Raw genomic sequence first — 21,233 nt, forward strand, 5'->3', positions numbered from 1 at the left:
TCAGCTAACTTATTACGCACTTCCGACGAGGCGGGAAGATAGATTTTACCCTCGAAGGGTCAAACCCAAACCAAGTAAATACCCCACCAAAAAGAAAAATACCAGTCAGCTTAACTGACTGGCATTAAGCTTAAGCTCCTTTTTATACGTTATAAGCTAATCAATGCGCTTAGTCGGAATAGGCATTGCGCACACATCAACATAATTATGGGCATATACAAACCAAGGTTCGGTACGATTTTTTCGCGCCTCAATCAATTCTCTAAATGATTGCGAGTCTGTTTTCATAACATTAAAGGTGCTTTTATCACGCTTAATATCGGCTAACACCTCAATGTTTTTAATTGGGTTAAATGGCGTGTTAGGAACAGGCTTACGCTGTAAACGATTAAAGTGCTCCATACCTTCAAGCACTCTTCCAAATACAGTAATATTTTTATCAAGGTAGCGCGGACCTTGGCCAATGGTGACAAAAAATTCAGTGCTTGCACTGTTTATCTCATTGCCACGCGCCATGGCAAACACACCGTGGCAATGTACCTGCCAAGTTTGTGTATTAGAGGCGCTTTGTGCGACAGCAAAACCGTTTAAGAACCCCGTTACAGGCGCGTACCCATCACCTTGCAGCTCTGTAATTTTAAGTGGCTGTGTGGTGCTATGGTAAAACTCTGCAGGCACAGTTTTATTAGCCGTTTTAATTGCTTTATTGCCTGAACTGTCGCCACCTTGTGCTACAAACCCTTCAACAAAACGATAAACACGGGTATTTTTATAAAAGCCTTCTCGTGCAAGTTGTTTTATGTGCGCAGTATGTTTAGCTGCAAGCTGTGGGTTAAGCTCAACATAAGCCGCCCCTGTAGGCAGCGTAATTTTTAAAACATTTTGCCTGTCTACATTTCGCCATTCGTGCGCTTTAGCGTGCTTTATTACCTCACTTGCGCTACGGGTTGGGGTTTGTTGAGTGCCCGCGTGTTGCTCTGTGTATTGGGCGCAGCCAGTTAATCCTGTTATTAGTGCTGCTAAATATAATCCTTTCATATAATCCTTATACTGCCTATTTAGTCCCAATCAAACTTATAGAGTAAATCAACATTTTGATTTAAACCACTGGTGATCTCTACATAAAACTGCGAAAGCAGCTGATAGCGAATAGCGACCTCGCTGAGCGAGTCAAATACCCCAACGCTGTATTTAACTTGTAAGCTAGGCGCTACATAGCCCGATATTTCAAGCTTAGTGTTATCGCCAGAGCCCGTTGAACTTAAGCTTACATCAGATAAACCAATGGTTTCGCCAACTTTAGATACAACGCCTTCACTGCGGCTCACCCCTTGTGAGAGCAATAACTGAGTAAGCATAGCATCGCTTGAACTGTCGCCCTCGCCTAGCGGCTGCCCATTAAGTAAATAGGCCAGCGCTTGTGCTTGATCCATTGCCGGCTCAGAAAATACTTTTAAGGTAGGTTGTTCAACGTTACCAGTAAGCGTAACACCAGCCACAACATCGTTTGCTGTGGTGTCTGGATTACGGATGGCTTTAATATTTAAAAATGGTTGCTCAATCGAGCCACTAAACCCTATTTGCCCAGTACTAATAATTAAATCTTGGCCAAAAGCTAAATACGTACCATCGATTAAATTTAGCTCGCCGGTGGCAATTATAGGGGCGCCCTGGCTCATTTTGATGGCTAGATCACCCGCTATTTTCGACTCAAGACCAAACGATTCTATTTTTACATCGTTTTTAACAATCACTTTTAAATTTACATCGTAATCAAACGGCACGTTTTCTGCCGTTTCAGTTTGTTGATCAACAATAATCTCATCGTCACTCACTTGAACGGCGCCCTCTGGCAGCTCTTCAATCATTACCCTGCCATAAGGCACAATCACTTCGCCAGACAGCTTTAATGCATTATTTGCAAGTCCAATGGTTAAATCAGGCGATACTTTAAACGTAACGCCTTGCTGCGCACGTACAAAAAACTGCTCGCCGTTAACGCTTACATTTACCTCAGGCTGCGCACCTTGCCAATCTACGTCGCCAGTTAGGTTGATTTTACCGCCTTGGGTGTCGTTTAAATTACCTTTAATTGTGGCGGTGGTTTTATCAAATAAAATATTTACATTAGATTTTTGCAATACCACCGGCAACTGCTCACCTTCTAAATTGATATCACTGACATTTAGCTCACCATTTAATAGTGGGTCTTGCAAAGTGCCGGCAACTGCCACGTTACCTGTTATATCGCCTTTTAATTGCTCAAGGGTTTCGAGAAATGGATGTAAGTCTGATAGCAATATTTTATCTATATTAAGGTGACCGTTTAATATTTGCTGATTTTGAATATCATCAATATTAATTTCGGTGGCTATTTTACCTAGCACACTTGAGCGTAAATCGGCCTCTAGCTTACCCGTTTGAGAATCAGTGTAAGCACTGACTTTTAGCGTTTCGATGGGTAATCTAAACCGGTCTTCCTCTGAGGTAAGAACAGCAACAAGGTCATCCGCATTTAAATTAGCGCGAAGTGTTTTTAATGCGCCCTCGTTCCAATTTGCAGCAAAGTCGCCGCTTATATCGCCACGCGTACGCATGTTATCTGGTAAAAAGTGTTTAAGCTCTTCAAGCGCTAAATTGCTCAACGTAGCATTAAATTGACCCAAGTTTTTAGTTTGCGCTAGGGTGTTAATACATAGCTCACTTTTGTTTGAGCGCCAGCAATGTGCACTCACATCAAAATCGCTGGTTTGGATATTAAACATCACCGCAATTTTTTTGCTATTACTAAAGCTGAGCTTTTTGTCACTTAGCGTTATATTACTGAGCGAGCCATTCCACACGTCATTATTGAGCTTACCGGTTACTTCAAGCTCAGCAGCGCCTTGCTCTGCATCTATGGCGGCAACCAGCTGATGGTCGGTTTTATCGCCAGTGGCAGTTAGCTCAACACTATTAATTACCTGATCAGCAACCATTGCTGAGCCTACGTTTAAGCTCACATCGGTTTGCCAATCTGCGGCTGTATCGAGCTGGCCTTTAAGGGTGAGTTTATTAACGTTTATGTCGTTATAAATAAAGTTATCGAGTAATAACGATAAATCAACGGCGGGGGTTAAACGGGGTCCTCTAACTTTTAAATCGGCCTTACCGTTTGCAACGAATGGCAGATTAGTTTGCTCATTTCCGGTAAGTGTTACTTTTCCGTCAACCTGCCAGGTGTCGTCAACTTGCCCGCTCAAGGTTAATTTATTGGCCCCGCTACTTAAATACAGGCTGTCTATGTTGGCTTTTAGCGTATTGTTAAGTGTAAAGTTTGAGGCAAATTCAAGCGGTGTTTGGTTCAGTGTACCTGCAAGTTGTGTATTATCCATTTGCAAGTGCCAGTTTTGCCCTTCGCTGTTAAAGCGCCCTTCTAGCTGGCCAGAAATATTACTTGTAAGCGCATCTGTTAAGTATTGTGCTTTTAAGCTATTTAACGAACCGCTGAAATCGGCTTGTATGCCCTTTTGCCAATTAACATTACCTTTAAATGTTGCACTACTGTCATTTGCTTTTAGGCTTAAGGTACTTAACTGCGCTTGGCTAAGCGAGCCGTTTAATTGCGTGTTTAATACTACCGCTGGATAGGCACCTAATTGGCTATGCGCTTTTAAACTTAGCGTGTAATCATCCGCATTACCCGAGGCTGATAAATCAACATTATTTACTTTTAGCTCGTTACTTTGAGCGTCAATCAACCATTGCTCAACTTTACCAGTAAGTTCAAACGGATAATTTTTTTGTTTTAGATTAGCCGTTGCCGTTAGATTTAATGGGTACTGACCAATCGTATGTAAATTTATATTTAAATCAGATAGGTCACCACTTAACGCTAAATTCGCTTGGTGCAAGTCGCTGTTTAACGCTACTTTAGCGTTTAATGGTAAATTACCTGCAAGCTCACTAGTTAACTCTGTATTTAATTGCCATTGTTGGTACTGCGCGCTAAGCGTTTGTAAGTTAACTTTTTCATCTTCTACATTTAATACAAGCGCTATATTTTCGATTGTGTGAGTTTGCTCACCTTGCTCAATATCCACCTTTTTAACGTCAAACTGCTCTACCCGTAAATTAAGGGGCGATGTAAATTCTATATCTGGTAACGCAGGTAGCGCTGTTAGCGCCTGGCCTTGATTAGCCGTTGCTTGATTAGATGAGGCGGGTTGCTCTTTAAGCTTTACCAATACATCACTAATAGTTAGGCTTTTTATTGCTAAGATTGCATCTTCAGCTTTCGCTGCAAGGGTAAAGTTATTTACGGTTACATCAGCACTGGGATGATTTAATACAAATTCGTTTATTGCTACATTTTTAACGGCAATATTAAAGGGAAACGTAATTTTAGCTAATGGCTCTGAGGTGCTCTGTTGTGTGGCTTCGGGTGCATTGCCAAGGGCAAGTCTGATTGACCGCGCACTTACATTTTCAATACATAGGCCATCGCACTGCCACCAAAATAAATCTATTTTAAGCTGCTGCGCTTTAAAATCTGTACTTTGGTTTTTAAAGCTCACATTAAACGGGTTGTTATATAAAAAGCGCCCTTTTTTAATCTCGATATGTAAGCCATCCACCATTTTATTGGCACTATAAGCAATAAATTGATTACCGGGCGCAGTAAATAACAAACAAAATATAATAACGGCAAGCGTGATTAAAACGCCGATGACGGCGGCGGATATTTTTTTAAATACTGACATTAAATTTCTGGCCCTATGGTAATGCTTAAACGTGTGCTTTTACTTTCTTTAGTAAGCCCCCATGCATGGTCTACTTTTACGGGGCCAATGGGTGTTAAATAACGAAAGCCAAAGCCTGCGCCCACTTCAAAGTCGTCCGAAAAATCATTTGTGGCAGTACCGCCATCAACAAATAAAGCGGCGCGCCAATTTTGTGCAAATTGGTAATTGTATTCAATAGTACTGGTTAGTAAGTATTTACCACCAATTAAATCACCGTCTTCATCTTGTGGAGAAATAGACTGATAAGCAAAACCACGTACACTTTGGTCACCACCGGCATAAAAGCGCAGTGAGTAAGGGACGTTTTCAATATTATCGACCAGCATAGCGCCCACGTTTGCTTTTAAAAAAACTAAGTGTTTATCTAAATAGGTTCGCAGCCACGCATGCTGCAGCTGCACCCGCACTAAGTTTGTGGTTGAAAGTACATCATCTAAACCAAACTCGGCCGAAATTAGCCACTGCTCACCCCAATAAGGCGTTGTGCCTCCTTTTGACTTTTTACGGGCATAGCTAATACCGGGCATAAGCATTTCGGTGCTTTCTTCTGGTTCATCACCAATTCGGTATGTTTCTTGGTCACGACGTAAAAAGGCCGTGCGTACCCATTTATCTTCAGTTAACCATTGGCGTTGCAGTTGTCCGGTCAGTATTTCACTGTATATGTCATCGGCAAGTTCATCTTCTAACTTGTAACCCACTGATAAACGCCATAAATCGTCGTTAGGGTCATCTACCGGAATGGTGTACGCCATAGAAATATCTTGCTGTTTCTCAGCTACATTTAAATTGCTTTCGAGGTAATGCCCGTCTTCTGTGATCCAGGGTTTACTCCATTTAAAACGCACTTTCGGGCCCAGCTCGGTATTAAAGCCACCGCCTACTTCGTAGCTATTAGCAGGTTTGTGTAGCACATCAATATTTATAGGCACTTGTCCGTTGGCTCTTGCTGGTATATCGGCATAAATACGCACGCTTGCAAAATACGGTGTGCTTGAGAGCTCAAGGTTATAATCGGCAATTTGTGTGGCTTTATAAGCTTGCCCTTGGGTAAAAGGTGCCAGTGAACGAATGTATTTTTCTGCGGGGGTTTCGCTGGCAATGATTATATTGCCATACGTGTAGCGCACGCCGGTATCTATATTAAATGTAATAACGGCACTGTTTTTTTGCACTGATACCGCAAGCTTTCGGGCTGGCCATTTAGCATCAAAATAGCCTAGCTCTAATAGCATTGACTCTATTTTTTTATGAGCTGAGTCGTACCTGCCATGATTAAGAATATCGCCCTGGGTTAAATTTAAGTTTTTAATAACGTTTTGTAATTGCGAGTCGTTTTTACCCTCACCATTAAGCGTTATATTAATAGCTTCTATGCGCGTTGCAGGGCCGCGCTCTACTTTAACGATAAGCTCTTTATCGTCTTTATCAAACTCAATGTCTACCGTTGGGTTGTAATACCCCAGCGCTTTAATACTGCTTTGCACTTGCTTTTTAGCATAGCGGCGCAAGGTTCTGGTGGGTTTTTCGCCAACCAGTTGTTTTAAATATAGCTCAACGTTACTTTCTAACTCGCCACTAATCCCTTTAATTTCGTAATCTTCAATTACCCTTTGCTCAGCGCTGGCTTGAGTGTTTATAAAAAAAGCTAAAAAAAACACAAAACGTAATAACTGTTTGAACAAGTAAATATCCTTACTTTTTATTCTTTAAAATTTAACCACCAATGAGTTGCATACTACCATAGCCATAATGAGCAACACATTAACTTAATGGTAATCTTGCACCAAATTTCACTCCCTTTTAAAGCCTATAAAGTTAAAATTAATACGCTTTAAAGCAATATTTTGGTTACAATAGTGGCTACGAATACAAAATTAATTTTAAATGAGTTTTTAATGCAATTCCCTGATGATGATAACGGCCAACTTTTAGCCGAAATAGCCGCTGCTGGCGTTGATTTAAGCAAAATGCACCAAATCGATTTTTTCATTTTATTTGAACAACAAGCTGATGCTGAAAAATTTGCCAAAGAAATAATCTCTGATGCATTAGTACAAAGCGCAAACGTTGAAAAATGTAAAGACACAGGCGTGTGGGAAGTGATTACTCATGTACAAATGGTGCCAGAGCACACATTGCTTGGCCAAGCAGAGCAATACCTTGAAAGTATTGCTAACAGTTACAATGGCTATGGCGATGGCTGGGGTTTAATGGACGAAGACGCCGCTTAACAAAAATCAGTTAAGCTTAACCGCTTAACTGATTAGCTTTTCTAAAGTTGCCAGTGTAATCAAATAATTTATCAGATACCTTCCAGCCATACTTTTTACTTTTACGCGCGATAACAAAATCAGGGGGCACTAAATCAAACTGTGCCTTAATAACCTGCTCAGCACTTTTAAATTCAACAGGCGCTTGCCCCTGCCCTAGGCGTTTACCAAACTGTTTATTAAAAATATACTGCCCGCCTTTACTAGCAAGGTTATAGACCTCATCGCAACTTGCACCATCTTCATCAAAGTAGGTTATTTTAATTAAATCATCTTTAAGTTTTACCACTGATAACCCACTACAGCGCAGTACTAACGCATCTTTTAAATTAAGGGCGTTACGTAGCTTGTCGTCGGGGTCGGCCATTACTGCGCCGCAATCATAGCATTTACGAGCTGCTATATCGTTTTGAGCGCCGCATTGTTCGCACTCTTTAAACCTAAACCGATAATCGCATTGCTCTTTATGGCCTTCGTCATCTTCTAATAAACCTTGGCAGCGCCTGCCAAAATGCTCAACTACTTTGCCATCAGCATCGGTTTTTCCCCAAAAAATATTTGCAAACCCACACCCAGGGCAAAGCACTTGAACGGGCTCATTATCGCTATCACCTTTTTTATCGCCCACCTCAGGGTGAAATAAATCAAAGCCGTTGCCTGCGTAATCTATAACTAAGCAGTCTGTTTTTCCTTCATTTAGCCTAAGCCCACGGCCAACAATTTGCTGGTATAAGCTAACCGATTCGGTGGGACGTAAAATAGCGATAAAATCGACATGCGGCGCATCAAATCCGGTGGTTAAAACAGAAATATTAACGAGGTATTTTATGTTTTTTTGTTTAAATTGATTTATTAATTTATCGCGTTCTGCATTGGGAGTATCGCCAGTTATAAGGGCACTTTGCTCTGAGGGTAAATAAGTTAAAATTTCTTGCGCGTGCATCACCGTTGCCGCAAATATCATCACGCCTTGGCGGGTTTCACTGTATTGTATTACCTGCTTCAGTATAGCTTGCGTTGCGCGCTCACTATTTTTTAAAAGCGCATTCATGTCATCAGTCGTATATTGACCAAACGCATTAGTAGCCAAGGAAGAAAAATCATAATGACTAATTGCCGCGTCCACTTCATTTGGCGGCGTTAAGTAATTATGTTTGATCATATACCTGAGCGGTAATTCAAATATACAGTTTTTAAATGGACTTTCTTTATTACCTTTTACAAAACCATGGTAATGATGATGGTATATCCACCCCATTCCTAATCTATAAGGTGTGGCCGTTAAACCCAATACTTTTAACTGAGGATTATATTCTTTGAGCGTATTTATAACCTTTCCATATTGACTTTTTTTATCACCATTTACTCTGTGGCACTCATCAATAATAAGCAAAGAATAATGCTCATTTAATTTATTTAAATTACGCGATAAAGACTGAACACTGGCAAAAGTAACTTGGTGGCTGAGTGATTTTTCTTTTAACCCTGCTGAAAATATACTCGCTTCTAAACCAAAACTTTTATATTTTTGTGCGTTTTGTTCTACCAACTCTTTAACATGTGCAAGCACCAAAATTTTTTGCTTAGCAATTCGCGCAAGCTCTGCAATAACAAGGCTTTTTCCCGCACCGGTAGGCAGTACAATCACGGCAGGATCATTTGTTTTTCGAAAATGTAAAACAGTGCGCTCTACGGCCTCTTGCTGATACGGCCTTAATTTATAGCTCATGAAAATAGTAAATAGAATAACCAGAAATGCAGTTTAACAAATACTAAGCGACTGCGGGGAGTTTAAGGTAAGTTTTGGTCAATTAAATCTCGCGTACAAAGCGTAAGCCTTAGCCTAAGGTTTAGTTATTAAGTTATACGCCATTAAAAAGAGAAGCCGTGGCTTCTCTGTTACTTTATTAAGCTAGGTGCTTTTGTAAATCAACACCTTCAAACGCTTTAGGGCGACGACCACGACCGGTCCATTCAATCACTTCGCCATCTACTTCAATACGATACTTAGCTTTTACTTTAGTACGTTTATCTGCAGTACCGTCTTGTAAATCTTCTAACGTAAGTCCTTTTTCTTTTAAAAGATCCAACACTTCCTGTTTAGCTTGTAGCTGCTCAGTATATTTTGCAATTGCATCAGTGATTAATTGTTGTGCTTTTTCTAGTTCAGTTAATGATGCTGTTTTAATAAAAGATCGAACTTCTTTCATTTATATCTCTCTTGCTTGTTGGAGTTAACTTTTTAGTATCAAAGCAAGTATAAACCCAACAATATATTTTTACCATGAGCAATTTTACTCCATAGCAAAAGGTATAAAAGCAAATACTTTAGCATGAGAAATCAGCATAGAATAAGTATAGTAATGGACTTTAATATCAAATAAAAAATATTTAACCTCTATTAATTTTTTAATAGAGGTTAATAAACTTATAAAGTTAAAGTCTATTTATCAATTTTTACACTACCACGGGTCATCTCTCTCATTGCCTCTTGGCTTAATTTTTCTTGGTAAGCAATTTGTTCAGGTGTTCTACACACTCTTGTTGCAATGTTGCTACCTGTGGTTTTTTCGAGTTTACATATTTTGCCATCGCTTTCACTGGCTTTAAGTGCTGTTGCACTAGTGCAACCTGAAGCTAAAATTACTAATAATACGGTACAAAGATGTTTCATTGTTTATCCTTAATTTAAGTGTGTTGAGGGAGTATGTCATAAGCAATTGTTACTCGTTCCATTTCACTATTTAGGGTATTAGTCCCATGCCAAAAATAGGATGGAAATTGAATAAGTTTGCCTTCCTCTGGTTTTAATGTTGTCTCAGGTAAAAGCTTAGTGTGCATATTAAATCCTGGCTCACCTAGCTTTAACCACCCTTCTTGGTTGGTTGATTCAGATATCAGCGTGGGTATAGATACATAAAATGGTGAACTCATCCAACCTTGGCTGTGATAATGATTTTTATGAAAACCTTTATCTTTCAGAATTACCGACCATGAATCAGTTACTTTAAAATCACCAACATTTCTTTTTAAAAAAGGGTGTTGATTATCTTTTGGAAGCCTTGATAAAAAGCATGACGTTAACTCGTATAGCTCCTGCTTTAGTATTTTTAGTATCGGCAGTTGATAATCAAATAACTTTTCTGCGGTTTGAGAACCATTCACTAAAGATTGCTCTAAAGGATGGTTTTGATAATAATGATACTGTTTTAACGTACCTTTAAGCTCAGTTAAAAAATCATCTATAGAAGCAAAGCCAGAAGGTGTTGCTATTTTCTCCTGCATAACAAATAAATCATAATTGCAGTAATATGAGTACAGCTCGCTTTTTAGTAATCTCAATGCTGTATTTTTAATACACAAGTACTCTTGGTTATATTCGTCTTGATTTAATAACTTATTTATAATGTTCAATGCGTGATCTGGTTTATCTATCGCAATATAGCTTTTGGCTAATTCTATGTACGCGTGATTATTCTTAAACCTATTACTGGCAGCTAAATGGGTCTCTAAAGATTCATCAAATAAGCTGTTTTCACGTTCGTAATCACCCACTATAGAAAACGCTTTTTGTGGGCAATTGCTTTGAGAGAGTATTTGCTTTGCTATTTTGTAAGCCTCAGTTTGCTTACCCGATGTATAAAGCTTTTGTGCAAGCTCAGCTTCCAGTGCAGTATTTTTTCCAGTTATTTTTAAAGCATGGTTATATGAGGATAAAAAACCAGAGTCTGCAGTTTCCCATAGCATTTGGTTTAGCCAATGATGACTGTCTAAATCTAGCGGGTTGATAGTTGTTAGTTCTGTATATATTGCTTTGGCTTTTTTAAACTTCCCGGCTAAGTGATAGCAGCTGGCCATATTTTTTTTAGCTTCAACTAAACCAGGGCTTAATTTTAAGCTTTGCTCAAAAGTTATAATTGCTTTATCCCAAAAGCATAAAGCTTTTAAAGCCAACCCTTTACTATTGAGAATACTAGCATCAGCACCAAAATTGCGAATATAATCATCTGTGAGCCTATCGACCTCAGTAAACTTCTCAAGCTTTAAGTCTGTTTTTATTTTTGCACTGAGAATAACTGCATTTTGAGGGGATAGTGTAAATGCTTTATCAATGTATTCTTTTGCTTTAGTAAATTCATTCTTTTTAAAGTATAAAACAGAGATGTTATAAAGTGCTTCTATATCGTCACTATATATAGTCAATACATTTAAATATTGTTTTATTGACTTATCAGGTTCACCCAACAAGTTATATAATTTTGCTTTATTTACATTTAAATGAAAATGACGTGGACTTAGTTTAATGCCTTTTTCAATCTCGGCTAAACATAATATATAATCTTTTTTCTTTTGGTATGCTATAGATTTTAAGTGATGAAGGTGCGCTACAATACTCGATTCATTACTTTTAATCGAATTAGCAATTTTTAATGCCTTAAGGAAATTATTATTATTAATTTCCTTAAGGATTAAGTTGCTTACATCTTGAAATGACATGCCTTGGCTTTGCATATGTTCTCTTAAATAATAAAAAGGCCGATAATATACCGGCCTTAGCATTAAAGCTTATGCTTAGAATGAAATAGTTGTACCTACAAAGAAGTTACGACCGATGTACTTATACAACGTAGTATCTGTATTGGCATCATCATAATCGCTGTAATATGGAGGCTCTTCATCTGTTAGGTTATCTATACCACCACGTAACGAAACATGCTCGTTAAGTTGGTAAGTACCACTTAGTGTATGTGATACAAACGAGTCAGCTTCTGGTGAATAGTAATCCGCAGGGTCTCCATCAAATAATGCAACTGATTCTGTAACAAGCGAATCTACGTACATCACTTTGTATGAAACAGTCCAATCATCACCGGCTGCGCGTAAGCTTACATTATGTTTCCACTCAGGAATTGAGCCAGAACCACTTGATGCAACACCTACGTAATCTTGAATAGGCTCACCAGCAAACTCTTGTACTTCCCATTTAGAGATGTAAGAAGCTTCCCAATCAGCTCTCCACGCTAAGCCAGCAGCGTCAAAGCTATATTGAGCGTTGAAATCTACGCCCGATAGGTTCCAAGTAGAAAGGTTTTGATCAAGTGATGGAGTACCATCAAAGTTACCCGTTGCATCACGTACAACACCTTCACAAAGTGCAAAAGAACCACCTTGTCCACCTTCTTCACCCGCGCTATAACATTTATCTAGCTTAGTCGTAATACCAACAGAGCTTATTACGTTATCTACTTCAATATCGTAGTAATCAACAGTAAAGCTTAGCCCTTCAATTGGCTCAACAACAAGACCAACTGTAAATGTATCAGCAGTTTCAGGACCTAGGTCTGGGTTACCGCCAACAACCGCACGAAGTTGACCACTGTTTTGTGCAAACGTACCATCTGAAGGAATTAGGCCGGCTGCTGCATCAGAAGCACAGGCTGTTTGGTATCTAGAATCAAAGCCAGCACCACCAAAACCAGTACAAGGGTCTGTATAATTGGTGAAGCTATCTGACTGACCACCGTAAAGCTCACTTACACTTGGTGCGCGAAATGCTGTTGATAATACAGAGCGAAGCATAACTTCATCTGTCATACGCCAAGTTAGACCTAACTTATAAGTAGTATCTGATCCAAACGTATCGTAGTCAAAGTAGCGAAGCGCAGCTTCTAAATCTAAAGACTGAACCAGTGGTAAATCATTCAATAGTGGAACAACAAGCTCTACATATGCTTCGTCAACTTTATAGCCACCAGAAGTTGGCTGTACGGCATTACCTGAACCGATACCTGATGAAGAGAATGCATCTGGTTGATTAAATGCTGATTCTTCACGGTGCTCTAGACCAAATGCAAAGCCAACAACACCAGAAGGCATTTCAAATAAATCACCCGAAATTGAAGCGCCTAAGTGGTGCATTTCTGTACCTGAAGTACCCTGATCGGTGTAACGCAAGTAATCGGCATCTGACTGTGAAAGCGCGCCTTCACCGAAGTAGTTAATACATGGAGCAGATGCATCGTTGCCTGTAACCGTGTAATCACTAGGCGAACCTGTAACCGAGACACCTTCACAGTTTTCATTTACTGACGCTATCATTTTGTCTACGTTAATGTAGTTTTTAGAACGGTCAATAGCGCTATTTCGACCATATGTATAGAACACATTCCAAGCGTATTGATCAGCGATAAAGCCCTCTAAACCAGTTGTAAATTGTGCTGTATTTACTTCTTGCTCAAATACACGGCCACCCATTTCTGACATACGACGCAGTGGTAACATGTCTACATTGTCGCCAGGAGTTGCAAAATCATACAAGCCTGAGAATGGGTAAACTTCTGGATTTTGACTTAATACCCAACTACGACCATCTACACTGTATGTGTAGTTGATAGGTGCTGGTGCCATTTGTTGCGTTGAGGTACGGTTTGTATAGTACGCTTCTGCAAAAAAGTTTAAGTTATCTGCTAATTCATAATTACCTAACACGCTCACATTATAACGAGTTGCAGGCGTAGATAAGTATGAAGCAGAAGAGTAGTTATAGGTATCGTTGCCTTCGCCACTACCCACATATGTGTGATAGCCAGTATCAGTTGATGAACCGTTACCGCCAGGCTCAAACTGAACTCTTCTACCATCATCTAAGATTGCATTCATACCTAAAGAGTTACCAGAACCGGCACAAAAACGCTCACCGCCACTTTCAGCGTATGGACATGCTGAATAATCTCGGTCGCTGGCACGTACAGTACCACGGTCGTAAAAACCAACGTTTACAACAACATTACCTTTATCACTGCTCACACCAAAGGTGCTACTTAAGCTAGCTTCTTCACCGTCACCTTCACCTGTCTCTGCATAGCTGGCATCTAGCTCAAAGCCTTCAAAGTCATCGCGCATGATAATATTAACCACACCAGCAAGAGCATCGGAGCCGTAAACAGCCGATGCACCGTCTTTTAAAACTTCTATGCGTTTTACAGCGCTAAAAGGAATGGCATTAAGATCCACGGTAGAAGATGCACCAGTACCTGAGGCAATCATACGGCGTCCATTAACAAGTACCAATGTACGTGATGAACCCATACCTCTTAAGTTAACAGTTGCATTACCATTACCGCCATTATTTACAGCAGCAGTTAATCCGCCCGACTGAGCGGTAAGGTTTTGTAACGCATCGGAAATATTTGAAATACCCTGAACTTTCATATCTTCAGTAGTAATAATGCTCACTGGAGAAGCGCTTTCAAGATCTGCACGTTTAATTCGTGAACCGGTAACCTCTATACGCTCTACCTTTTCAACTCCCTCTTCAGCAGCAATTGAACTTGCTGAAAATACAGCTGTAGATGCCGTACCAAAAGCAATCGCTAAGCGCACCGCTTTTGAAACTTGGTTATTTAACATTGGATTCTCCCTGAAATAATTTTATTTATATATTTATTATTTTAGCCATTAAATAAATAGCTTAAGAAGTGAAAGTATCGCTTCTTTTGTTAATGTTAGTATCAATATATAAACATAGTCAACATATTAAAAAACAATAATTCACATCAATTTAAATATAATTAATATTAGTTTATTTCGATAAATGGGACAAAAATCAAAATATGAATATACCAATAATCGGCACAATGCATTTTTGAAAATAAACCGTAAAATACCTCTACTTATTTACATTTTTAAAGGTGTTAACAAGATAATTTAAAATTTATAAATGACAAGGTGACCAAGAACAATGTTTAACAAGTCACCAAAAAGTAGAGGAGTCGGGAGCTGCAGCTCGTATGGCCTTTGGAATACCATCAAAGCTGCTAGATTATTAATGTGCAGAACAGAATAAATTTTAGTGATGGGGCTAGCTATTTGCGTCCTTTGTAAAGCGTTCCGATATATTCATTATTAGAGTCAACTAAAGCCTCTTTAAATGTTTTATCCCCTAACAATAACAACTGGCTAATATCCTGAGAGTTTAATGCCGCTTGCTTTAAGTCACTTAACCTAAAGATCAGCCCTTCGAGCTCTTGAGTAAATAATTGATAAGCGCGTTCTAAATCAATTTTTTTATTATTCAAAATAAACTGAAAAAAGTCGGGATACCGTGTTCCATTAACTGCGTGAGAGTGTACTTGCCTTTCAAGCTGGATAAGGTTATTTATTGTTTTTATCAAGCTATTGACCTGAGCATTATCATCTTTTTTCAGCTCATCAATTAGCTGCTTTAAAGGAGTTAACAAGTCACTACGTACACGTACAGCAGACTCCAATATAAGCATATTTGGTTTAACTATATCTGAATCTATTTCGTGGCAAACAATTTGATATAACCCACCTGGTTTTAATACCCTAAATAATTCAGAAATGCTCTTCGAAAGCTCACTGTATTCAATTGCAAATTGAGCCACTATCGCATCAAATTCATTATTTTCAAAAGGTAAGGTCTCTGCACTTACATCTGATAAAATACTAGAGTCAGGCACGCCTGTAACGCTCTTTGCCACTGTTGCTTTATCAATTCCAATAAAGTTCAGCTGATCTTTACTACTATCGTGTATAAGCTGTATCAGTGCGCCATTGCCAGTCCCTATGTCTAATATCTTACACTGTGGACTAAGCTCGCTAGCAAAACCTATCCAGCTCTGCTTGAGCTTGCCTGTATAGTTTTTTTTAATATCCTGCCCAAATGAAGTTAAATACCCTTGAGACCAATACTCACTCCAATAATTTTCCATAAAAAATCCCCATAAAAAAAGGGCTGAATAAATTCAGCCCTATATATCAACCTGTTTCTAATTAATATTAGAAGCTAATTGAGTAGTTTACACGGTAATCACGACCAAAGTTGTTGTAAAGGTCTTGGTTATCCCATGTACCAGCTGAAGAAAGAACTGGGTCTTCATCAGTTAAGTTACTTACTGTAAATGTTACAGCGCCGTAAACACCTGCATTGTAGCTGTAAGTTAAGTTATGGATTAACCAGCTGTCTAAGTCACCTGATTGCTCGTAGAAACCATCACCATCTTCATCAACTTCAGTTTCAGACGTACTTGCTGTGTAAGTAGAGTTCCAAGATACTGTGTGATCATCAAGTGACCAAGAAATTGTTGCTACTGACTTAAGATCAGGTTGGCCAGACCAACCAGCAGTGTCTTGTACAACACCACCCACTTCAGAATCGTATGAAAGTGTTACACTGTTAACATTGTTAAAGCGGAAATCACCAAAATCAGTCTCTACGTTTGCATTAATAGTGAAGTCAAAACCTTCAATTTCAAAACCAGCACCGTTAAAGTAAGAAGTACCCGCTTCAAGTAGCGTACCTGAAGCAGAACGCTTAAGGTAGAAAGTTTCGTTAGACGTATCTGTATCAGCGCCTACTGCAGTGATTAGGCCAGCTGCCTCATCAGATAATAAGCCCTGTAGAGATTTAGACTGTATAACGTTATCAATAGAAAGTTGGAAGTAATCTAACTTAAAGCTTAAGTTGTCGTTTACATCCCACGCCACACCTAAGTTGATGTAATCTGACTCTTCCGCTTCAAGCTCTGAGTTTGCTGTGTAGTACGTATCGTACTGACGTGATGTAGTAGAACCGTTATTATAATCGATTGCAGATTCAGCTGAGAATGTACGTGCTGCGTTAAGTAAATCTAGGCCTGGCGCGCGGAAAGACTCAGAGTATGAACCACGAATCACTACGTTATCAGCAACCTGCCAACGAGCAGATACTGCAGGAGCAAGGTTATCACCGAAGTCAGAGTAATCATCGTAACGAGCTTTTAAGTTTACTTCTACTGTATCAGAAACTGGTAGTACTGATTCGAAGAAGATAGCAGTAACATCACGGTCACCCATTGAAGAGTTACCAGCAGAGCCACCGATTAGGCCAGCTTCAGATTGACCATCGTAAATATCTTCGTAAGTTTGTTCAAAGTACTCAACACCTACGTAGTGAGCAACAGCGCCCCCTGGTAGTTCAAATAAGTCAAAACCTAAACCAGCAAAGTATTGGTCAAAAGTAGAAGCAGAGCTTTGTAACGTAGTCGATTTCATGTTGGCAATGCCTTCATCAGAGCCTAAATCGATATCGTTAGCTTCGTTGTATGCTAAACCGCTGTAAGAAAGGTAGTACTCGCCTACAGATTTGTTATCTGCTTTATTGTGGTGGTAGTAAACTTCCCAAGAAGCGTTGTTCCAATCTAAATCACCACGTAAACCAGCTGTTAAATCTTGGTTGTAATCATCTACGTTACCATCACGTGTACCAATACCTACCCAACGGAATAAACCATATGCACCGTCTTCACCGTATGGGTTATGCGGGTTATCAGCTGCCATGTTTTCCCATGCTGCAGCCGGTGGAGCGTAACGACCAAATGAAGAGTTTTGTACAAACATTGTTTGAGCAAAGAACTCAATGTCGTCTGTTAGCTCGTAGTTAGCACTAACATATAATGTGTTACGGTCAATTGAAGCCGTGTTGTAAGATACATTAGCAAATGCATACATACAGTATTCAGAGCCAGGACCCCAATCTTCGTTTGCATCAACGCGGCGGAAAGTATCTTCACCGTATTCAGAGATTAAATCGTCACATAAAAGTGAAGCTGACGCTGTAGCAAAATCAGGTGAAAGTACAGTAGCGCCGTAGTAAGACCAACCTACAGTATCTGCAGTGTAAGCCTCAATGTCGCCATCACCGTCTAAATCACCAATTTGCGCTTTAGTGTAGTCACGGTCAGCATCTGAAATGCCTTTACGAGATTGGTGGTCAAAAGAGAATGTAATGTTACCTTTATCGCTAGATACACCACCTGTTACAGAAAACTCTGTAGAAGTAGTACCTTCGTCTTGGTCACGGTGACCTGCACCGATGTTAAACGTTAGGCCTTCAAAGTTTTCTTTTAAAATTACGTTAACAACACCTGCCATTGCATCAGAACCATAAATAGAAGATGCACCTTCAGTCATGATATCGATACGTTCAACAGCAGCCATTGGAATAGCATTAAGGTTAGCAGAAGCACCACCTAATGTTGGTGAACCTGGGAAACGGCGGCCATTTAAAAGTACTAAAGTACGACGTGAGCCAGCACCACGTAAATTGATAGTTGCTTGAGATTGTGCTGAGCTACCAGAACGCTCTGAGAACGAACCGAATGAGTTTAATGAACTAGAACGTAGTGCATCTGCAACTGTGTAGTCACCTTCTAGCTTGATATCAGCAGAAGTAATAGATACTACCGGAGAAGCACCCTCTAAATCTGTACGTTTGATACGTGAACCAGTTACTTGGATGCGTTCTACTTTTTCAGCAGACTCTTCTTCTGCAGCAAATGAACTTGACGAAAATGCAGCTGTTGATACTGCACCAAATGCAATCGCTAAGCGAACTGCCTTTGAAACTTTATTATTTAACATTTGATTCTCCCTGGGTCACCACTTGTTAGAAGCGACTATTATTTAATTATTTTTTGTTGTCACAGTTTGTTAACAGCGACTAAACCAAATACTAAACAAAAAATATCTAAAAGCCAACCACTGTTAACCAAATATTAATTAAAAAAGGGTTTTTTATTGTTTTTTAGCTTAGATGAGGAATAACTGTACAAAAATGAAGCTAAAGCGTGGATTGTGCAATCAAAAATTGCATTAATAGGTACAAGTTAGAATAGTTCGAACTGTTTTAGCTCGAAACTATTTACGTTAACGTTAACAAATTGCGTAATCATTTCTAATAGAGGTACAATTTGTTTGTCTATATACAATGGGTAGTCGTAGCTATGCAGCCCTTGATACAGCTCAACACCGTGCGTTGTGTAAACAAATGTAACAAATTCACCTCTTTTTAGCGTAAATTCACTATTTTGTTTCTGAAACTTTTTTACTGCTTGTACATGGGGAGGGATATTTTTTTGATAGTCGGTTAAGTTTTGACCTAAACGTTTTTTAAAAACCAGCAAATGATCAAATTCGCCACGTAAAAGTTTACTAATGTAATCATTTACAAGGTCATTAATTTGCTCTGGTTGCTTAAAAAGGAGGGTAAATAAATCAAATTGAAACTGTTGAGCCAGTTTAGTCCAGTCACTTCTTACGGTTTCTAAGCCTTTAAAAACCAATTTTGATTCATCCGGCTTTATTAACTGCCCCACATAGCGTTTTTTAGACCCCACGCTTTTACCTCTTATGGTGGGTAAAAAGAAGGGGCTATAAAGCGATTCAAACTCTATTTCTAAATGGCTAGTTAAATTATGTTTAGCGTGTATGTTTTGCTGCCACAATGTGTTTATGTGTTTAGCTAACTGTTTACCTATTTTATTACACGCCTCAACACTTAAATCATCCGTTAGTTTTACAAAGGTCGAATCGGTATCTCCGTAAATAACACTATAACCTTGCTCTTCAATCCACTTTTTAGTTTGCAGCATTATCTCATGGCCACGCAAAGTAATAGAGCTTGAGAGTCGAGGGTCATAAAAACGACAGCCTTGTGAGCCTAATACACCATATAAACTGTTCATTATTATTTTAATCGCTTGAGATAGCATTAAATCGTGATTATCTTTTGCCCTTTGGCGCTGTAGCGCTAGGCTTTTTATAAGCGCTGGTAAATGGTGCTGCTCTCTTGAAAATAATGCGTTATTAAACCCTTCAATACTGTTTTCAGGGTTTTCAATTCCTTCTATTAGTCCAAGCGGGTCTATATAAAAGGTTTGCATAATACTGGGATACAGGCTTTTAAAATCAAGCACTATGACATTTTTATACAGCCCCGGTACCGACTCCATAACATAACCACCTGGGCTTTCAAACGTCAGCCCATGGTCGCCCATATTAGGTGCTACATAACCGCTGCGATGTAATAAAGGCAAATACATGTTTACAAAAGCCGCCACTGAGCCGCCGCGTTTTTCCAGCTCAAGGCCTGTTAATTGTGTGCGAATAACAGCAAAATCGAGAAGTTTTAGCTTATCGAATATTTTATTAACGAGTATGCAGTCTTGCCGATTGTAGTTAGCGAGCGCGAGTTTATCCTCATTAAATTGACGAATAATTTCTTGTAAGCTGTTACTAGATTCAATTAATTTAGACTCGCCTAAAATTTCTTTAGCTACATTAGCAAGTGAAAAAGTTTCAAAACTATAAGTGGCATTTTTTAGAGTATCAATGCCATCAATTACACAGCGCCCGGGAATAGAAACCCGTGTAAAATGGCCTTTTCGAACATATAAAGGAAGGTTTCCTCTTCCTAGTAATAGTTTTACCCCCAGTGCCACAGAGCGCTCATAAATAACTGCAAAATCAAACTCAATAACATTCCACCCAATAATAATATCTGGGTCGCACTGCTTAATAAGTGTTACAAGTTGCTGTAATAGTGCAACCTCGTCTGCGCACCATATAATAGTATAACCAATCACTGGTTCGTGATGCTCGGGCTCTCCAATCATAATTACGCAATCTAAACCACAGCCTACCAAGCCAATAGAAAACAACACCCCACTTTCATTGCACTCTATATCAAGTGACAACTTAGAAAGCTCGGGCGTATAATCGGCATTGGTTTTTAATTTAGCATCTAAAATTTCAGTGTAATGTGCATGATCCACTCGTTTACCCGTGATCCACGCCCCGCCTTTAATAAAGCGCTCCATTAAATAGCGCTCAATGGGCCTTATATCATCTTCATAAAGTGTAATACCGCGACTTTTTAACGCTTTGCTCGCGCTATAAAAGTGTTTGAGTGAGTAAAAGTAACAGCCACACATATCTTGCTGCTGAAAATTTTTAAGTGAAAGAGGTTTAATTAAAAAGTTTAGTGATTCGGCAGATAAAATGGCTTGAGCTGCTTTTGTATCTGAGTTTTTTATAAAAAATAGTGCGGTTTCATTCTCAGAAATTGTCTTTATTGGTCCATTATCGGTAGCAAACCAAATTTCATATTGTAAACCCTGAGCGCTATCGTGCGCTTGTGCAGAAAGTACAAAACCAGATGTTAAATACACTATCAATAAACCTTACTTATATTTTGTTTTTCTACTTTAGGGCCATGAACGTTAAGGATTGAAAATTGTTCAACCTCAAAATATAAACAGGCCATAATAGGGAGTAATTTATAAACTTAAAAAATCGCCGCATTAATTTACTAAATTAATTTCATCCTTGCTTG

Annotated in this window: 12 protein-coding genes; 1 reads left to right on the forward strand and 11 read right to left on the reverse strand. The window is 39.1% G+C overall.

The window, feature by feature from the left end:
- Nucleotides 1-156 precede the first annotated feature (156 nt).
- The 3 genes from PSI06_RS00005 to PSI06_RS00015 are packed head-to-tail and all read right to left on the reverse strand — an operon-like array spanning nucleotide 157 to nucleotide 6,445.
- Nucleotides 157-1,038 (reverse strand): peptidylprolyl isomerase, encoded by an 882-nt coding sequence (locus PSI06_RS00005; RefSeq protein WP_273602968.1) that lies wholly within the window; start codon nucleotides 1,036-1,038, stop codon nucleotides 157-159.
- Nucleotides 1,039-1,058: 20 nt separating this feature from the next.
- Nucleotides 1,059-4,742: an autotransporter assembly complex protein TamB gene (tamB, locus tag PSI06_RS00010; protein ID WP_273602967.1), complete on the reverse strand. Its 3,684-nt coding sequence runs from the start codon at nucleotides 4,740-4,742 to the stop codon at nucleotides 1,059-1,061.
- Nucleotides 4,742-6,445 carry an autotransporter assembly complex protein TamA gene (locus tag PSI06_RS00015; RefSeq protein ID WP_407073065.1) on the reverse strand — a complete coding sequence of 568 codons (1,704 nt, stop codon included), beginning with the start codon at nucleotides 6,443-6,445 and terminating at the stop codon, nucleotides 4,742-4,744. Before PSI06_RS00015 ends, tamB begins: the two co-directional genes overlap by 1 nt.
- A 237-nt stretch (nucleotides 6,446-6,682) precedes the next feature.
- Between PSI06_RS00015 and PSI06_RS00020 the strand changes: the two genes are divergently transcribed.
- On the forward strand, nucleotides 6,683-7,018 hold the full coding sequence (locus PSI06_RS00020; RefSeq protein WP_024033700.1) for a ribonuclease E inhibitor RraB: 336 nt from the start codon (nucleotides 6,683-6,685) through the stop codon (nucleotides 7,016-7,018).
- A gap of 16 nt (nucleotides 7,019-7,034) precedes the next feature.
- On the opposite strand, the gene PSI06_RS00025 is transcribed toward PSI06_RS00020, so the two are convergent.
- From PSI06_RS00025 to PSI06_RS00060, 8 genes are all read right to left on the reverse strand, one after another.
- Nucleotides 7,035-8,786 carry a DEAD/DEAH box helicase gene (locus PSI06_RS00025; RefSeq protein ID WP_273602965.1) on the reverse strand — a complete coding sequence of 584 codons (1,752 nt, stop codon included), beginning with the start codon at nucleotides 8,784-8,786 and terminating at the stop codon, nucleotides 7,035-7,037.
- Between the two features lie 178 nt (nucleotides 8,787-8,964).
- A complete protein-coding gene (locus PSI06_RS00030; protein WP_004585960.1) occupies nucleotides 8,965-9,267 on the reverse strand; it encodes an H-NS histone family protein in 303 nt (100 codons plus the stop codon).
- Between the two features lie 233 nt (nucleotides 9,268-9,500).
- Nucleotides 9,501-9,731, reverse strand: a complete 231-nt coding sequence (locus PSI06_RS00035; RefSeq protein ID WP_273602964.1) for a hypothetical protein — start codon at nucleotides 9,729-9,731, stop codon at nucleotides 9,501-9,503.
- Nucleotides 9,732-9,745: 14 nt separating this feature from the next.
- On the reverse strand, nucleotides 9,746-11,569 hold the full coding sequence (locus PSI06_RS00040) for a putative 2OG-Fe(II) oxygenase (RefSeq protein WP_273604964.1): 1,824 nt from the start codon (nucleotides 11,567-11,569) through the stop codon (nucleotides 9,746-9,748).
- Between the two features lie 60 nt (nucleotides 11,570-11,629).
- Nucleotides 11,630-14,467, reverse strand: a complete 2,838-nt coding sequence (locus PSI06_RS00045; RefSeq protein WP_138684593.1) for a TonB-dependent receptor — start codon at nucleotides 14,465-14,467, stop codon at nucleotides 11,630-11,632.
- Between the two features lie 455 nt (nucleotides 14,468-14,922).
- Nucleotides 14,923-15,792, reverse strand: coding sequence for a class I SAM-dependent methyltransferase (locus tag PSI06_RS00050; RefSeq protein ID WP_273602962.1), 870 nt, complete (start codon nucleotides 15,790-15,792; stop codon nucleotides 14,923-14,925).
- Between the two features lie 67 nt (nucleotides 15,793-15,859).
- Entirely contained in the window at nucleotides 15,860-18,481 is a 2,622-nt protein-coding gene (locus PSI06_RS00055) for a TonB-dependent receptor domain-containing protein (RefSeq protein WP_273604965.1), read from the reverse strand.
- Between the two features lie 245 nt (nucleotides 18,482-18,726).
- Nucleotides 18,727-21,069 carry a DNA polymerase II gene (locus tag PSI06_RS00060; protein ID WP_273602960.1) on the reverse strand — a complete coding sequence of 781 codons (2,343 nt, stop codon included), beginning with the start codon at nucleotides 21,067-21,069 and terminating at the stop codon, nucleotides 18,727-18,729.
- Nucleotides 21,070-21,233: the final 164 nt, after the last annotated feature.

The organism is Pseudoalteromonas sp. GABNS16E (genome assembly GCF_028598715.1).
Taxonomy (GTDB): domain Bacteria; phylum Pseudomonadota; class Gammaproteobacteria; order Enterobacterales; family Alteromonadaceae; genus Pseudoalteromonas; species Pseudoalteromonas atlantica.

Bases quoted from the DNA above. Each gene is read 5' to 3' on its own strand.
- PSI06_RS00045 (WP_138684593.1), bottom strand. From the start codon at position 14,467: ATGTTAAATAACCAAGTTTCAAAAGCGGTGCGCTTAGCGATTGCTTTT.
- PSI06_RS00025 (WP_273602965.1), bottom strand. From the start codon at position 8,786: ATGAGCTATAAATTAAGGCCGTATCAGCAAGAGGCCGTAGAGCGCACT.
- PSI06_RS00040 (WP_273604964.1), bottom strand. From the start codon at position 11,569: ATGCAAAGCCAAGGCATGTCATTTCAAGATGTAAGCAACTTAATCCTT.
- PSI06_RS00055 (WP_273604965.1), bottom strand. From the start codon at position 18,481: ATGTTAAATAATAAAGTTTCAAAGGCAGTTCGCTTAGCGATTGCATTT.
- PSI06_RS00005 (WP_273602968.1), bottom strand. From the start codon at position 1,038: ATGAAAGGATTATATTTAGCAGCACTAATAACAGGATTAACTGGCTGC.
- PSI06_RS00050 (WP_273602962.1), bottom strand. From the start codon at position 15,792: ATGGAAAATTATTGGAGTGAGTATTGGTCTCAAGGGTATTTAACTTCA.
- tamB (WP_273602967.1), bottom strand. From the start codon at position 4,742: ATGTCAGTATTTAAAAAAATATCCGCCGCCGTCATCGGCGTTTTAATC.
- PSI06_RS00020 (WP_024033700.1), top strand. From the start codon at position 6,683: ATGCAATTCCCTGATGATGATAACGGCCAACTTTTAGCCGAAATAGCC.
- PSI06_RS00035 (WP_273602964.1), bottom strand. From the start codon at position 9,731: ATGAAACATCTTTGTACCGTATTATTAGTAATTTTAGCTTCAGGTTGC.
- PSI06_RS00030 (WP_004585960.1), bottom strand. From the start codon at position 9,267: ATGAAAGAAGTTCGATCTTTTATTAAAACAGCATCATTAACTGAACTA.